2 protein-coding genes are annotated in these 2,799 nt (G+C 34.8%); both read left to right on the top strand.

Going from position 1 to position 2,799, the window contains the following annotated elements; translation table 11 throughout:
• Nucleotides 1-315: 315 nt before the first annotated feature.
• A complete protein-coding gene (locus V7149_RS15715) occupies nt 316-885 on the top strand; it encodes an RNA polymerase sigma factor (RefSeq protein ID WP_335346553.1) in 570 nt (189 codons plus the stop codon).
• Nucleotides 863-2,479 carry a DUF4179 domain-containing protein gene (locus V7149_RS15710; RefSeq protein WP_335346552.1) on the top strand — a complete coding sequence of 539 codons (1,617 nt, stop codon included), beginning with the start codon at nt 863-865 and terminating at the stop codon, nt 2,477-2,479. The genes V7149_RS15715 and V7149_RS15710 overlap by 23 nt, the downstream gene beginning before the upstream one ends.
• Nucleotides 2,480-2,799 lie beyond the last annotated feature (320 nt).

Raw genomic sequence — 2,799 nt, 5'->3', positions numbered from 1 at the left:
AAAAAGTAAAAGGGATGATACATATTATGTGTAATATGTATTACCCCTTATTTTTTATGACTTTTATAATTTAGGTCTTGATAAAGATTTTTTCAAAATGCTTTTTTTTTATTTGTCGTAGAATGCTGGTTTGTGAGGTATTTTTGATCAAACCTTATTTCAAGTAACACTAGAGATTTCCCTCCTTTAAGAAATAAAGGGTACCCTATTTGTATTTTCCTCTTCTTTTTTTGAAAAAGTGAAATGATTTGTAAGTTAAACCCGTTATACTTGTTGAAAGAGTTAATCAGTGAGCAGGCAGGAGGTTTATATGAAATGGAAGAAGAAAGACAGAGGATAGAGGAAGTGCTGTCGGGCAATAAACAAGCCTACGCACAAATTATTAACAAATATAAAAATCCATTATATGCAACCATTTTAAGAATGACAGGAAACCAGCAGGATGCAGTTGATCTAGTTCAGGAATCCTTTATCAAAATTTATCGCCAGCTTGGAAAGTTTGATGGAAAAGGCTCTTTTTCCAGTTGGATGTATCGAGTAGCCATCAATCACTGTATGGATGAATTCAGAAAGAAGCGTTTTAAAATGGAACAGGTTGAAATAAGAGAAGATGATGTCAAGGATTTCCATCATCCCGAAGTGATCTTCTTAAAAAAAGAGAAAAATAGACAACTAGAAAAACTAATTGGCGGCCTTCCAGAAGATGAACGAATGATTCTTCTCCTCCGATATGTAAATGAGCAAAGTTACAGCGAAATCAGTGAATTCATGAGTCTTTCTTTAGCGACGGTAAGAAATAAACTCCATCGTGCCAAGAAAAAATTAAGAGAAACGATCAAAGAGGAAAAAGGAGGGTATTTTCATGAAATGTCCAACGAAAGATAAACTGGAACAATGGTTTGATGGGTTTGACCAAGTCGATGAAATCATTCAATTACATGTAGAAACTTGTCAAGAATGTCAGCAAGTCATCAAGATGTACGCAGAAGAACAAGAATTGATTAAGGAGACGCTCACGACACCAACATTACCTGATGATTTTACAAATCAAGTTTTGAATCAACTTGAGCCATATGAACATAAGAAAAAGAAGAAAAAATGGAAACGGGTGTTGCTTATAGTAGCTGCTTGTGTACTTGCAGTAGGATTAACAACCACTTTAAATCCTAGTTTTGCGGAATGGATTGGTGGATTTTTTACAACAGAACAAGTTGATGAAGGTTTAAGAATGGCTTCTGAATCAGGATTAACGCAGCGTATCGACCAAGAAGTAATGGATCAAAGAATTACCTTTAAAGTGGAAGATGTATTAGCAGACACTTCAAGGGTTGCGTTATCTTATCAAGTTGTAAAGGAAAATGGTAAAATACTTAATCCTCAATTAGAATTTAGAGATGGGAAAAATGTCATTTCAGCTTATGATCAAGATGGAAATCCAATTGAAGGTGAAGGGTTTGGAATGAGTTGGATAAATGATTCAGATTATGGATTGATTGAATTTTCCTTACGTGGGCATGAATCAATCGATTCACTTACGATTAAGTTTGAATTAACAGAATTAAATGGAACGAGAGGAAACTGGCAATTAGAAATCCCGATCGATTTAAAAGAAATTAAGGAAATGACAACGAGGCTCGTTTTACATGATCAGAAGACGAGTGATAATGGGGTAGGGATTCACTTAAAAGAAGTTCAATTTGCTCCATCTTCAAATGAAATTATGTATGATACGTATTTCACAGCTGAAGAAAAAGCAAAAGTGGAAGCACAAATTCAGGAGCTAGAAAATGCAATTGGGGACAAAAATAATTTTACATTTGCCCCAAACTACGGTACAGCCATTCAATATCATATTGAAAATAAGAGTGGAAAGACCTTGTATCGTGTTAATATCTTCCAAGATCAAGGCCATCCAAGTGATTCGGGGCTTATGCAAGGAACTGGGGAAGATACGGGGGAGCTTGGATATATGAAATGGAATGAATCATTTATTCCTCAAAAACAGGAAGATCAGCTTACATTTGTACTTGATGGGGTGATAAAAACGGTCCCATCGAATTTTTCAATAAATGTAAACCCGAAAGAATTAAAAAAGTATCCTCTTTCATTTGAATATGAAGGCAATTTTATCACCGTTAAAAAGGTGGATATGCAGACGGACTTTTCGTTGCAAAAGACATTTCCTCCAGTTGAAACAGAACAGGTTTTAGTCATTGAGATGAAGGGTGGGAAGGAAGTACCTTCATCAGATCTATTATCATGGGCAATAGTTGATGATAAGGGAGAGACATATGAAGCTTTTCACAGCAGGTCCGTTTTTGATGAGACAGATGAAAATGGTCGTTTTAAGACAAATACGACGCTTACCATATATGGAATGAAAGAGATACCTAAGGAATTCACTTTACATTTGTTATCTGTGACACGATATGAAGAAGTAGAAAAGGAATGGAAAGTCCCGTTATATAAAGAGTCTTAAGCTTGGGTTGCTGAGGCAACCCTTTTCCTATTGGACTATAGAGCAGGATGTTTTGTTTCTTTCTTATTATGCTTATAACTTTGTAGAAAATAGGAGGATTAGTAACAAAAAGAGGAAGTTTTGGCATTGATGATTTCATCCAATATGCTCGGTGCTATGATAGGATTTGGGTTTTGGAAAACAAAGATTGTTCAGGAATTATTAAAATAGTATTTATTCTTTAACAAATTTCTGAATGGAGACTGAGAAATTGCGATTTTTATTTTGGAATTTCCTTGATGTTGTAAATCCACATTTTCCTGAATTTATCTCTATTAGAG

The organism is Bacillus sp. JJ1503, from assembly GCF_036965125.1.
Classification (GTDB): Bacteria; Bacillota; Bacilli; order Bacillales; family Cytobacillaceae; genus Cytobacillus.
This window is presented reverse-complemented; position numbering and strand designations above follow the sequence as displayed.